Raw genomic sequence first — 445 nt, forward strand, 5'->3', positions numbered from 1 at the left:
CCGCATCGTCATGCAAGAACTTTAGCCTTTCCTGTGCTTAGATGTACCAGATTTCAGAACGGAAAGTTGATGCAATAAAGATAAATTAAAATAGGACACAAAAGTCCTTTTTCTAACAATTTATTTTTAGTCTATTTGTTCTACTATGACGCAGATAAAAAACGATGAGTTACTTGGCAAAATTGGCAACGCACTGAAAGAATTGCGTAAGAGTAAAGGTATTTTGCAAGCAGATTTTGGAAATGATACCGGCATTCATATTGCCAGAGTTGAAAGTGGAACAAGAAATCTGACCATTAGTAGTTTGTCGGTATTGACGGATTACCTCGACATCAAACTATCCGATTTTTTCAAGCTTGTGGAGAAGCAAAAATAACCCCTCCTTCTTCCCGTCTTCCCGGCAAAATTTTTGTCGCCATGGATTGCAGCCCATGGTAATATTGAA

At 38.0% G+C, this 445-nt stretch carries 1 protein-coding gene; it reads left to right on the forward strand.

All coding sequences use genetic code 11. The annotated features are described in order from the left end of the window. The first annotated feature begins 145 nt into the window (after positions 1 to 145). The gene (locus EGI32_RS11455) at positions 146 to 376 is read left to right on the forward strand and encodes a helix-turn-helix domain-containing protein (protein ID WP_255155390.1); all 231 of its coding nucleotides are present in this window, start codon (positions 146 to 148) and stop codon (positions 374 to 376) included. The last annotated feature ends 69 nt before the right edge of the window (positions 377 to 445 follow it).

Origin of the sequence: Ferruginibacter sp. HRS2-29 (assembly GCF_024343615.1) — a bacterium.
Classification (GTDB): domain Bacteria; phylum Bacteroidota; class Bacteroidia; order Chitinophagales; family Chitinophagaceae; genus Ferruginibacter.

Coding starts and splice junctions, on each gene's coding strand:
- EGI32_RS11455 (WP_255155390.1), top strand. CDS start 146: ATGACGCAGATAAAAAACGATGAGTTACTTGGCAAAATTGGCAACGCA.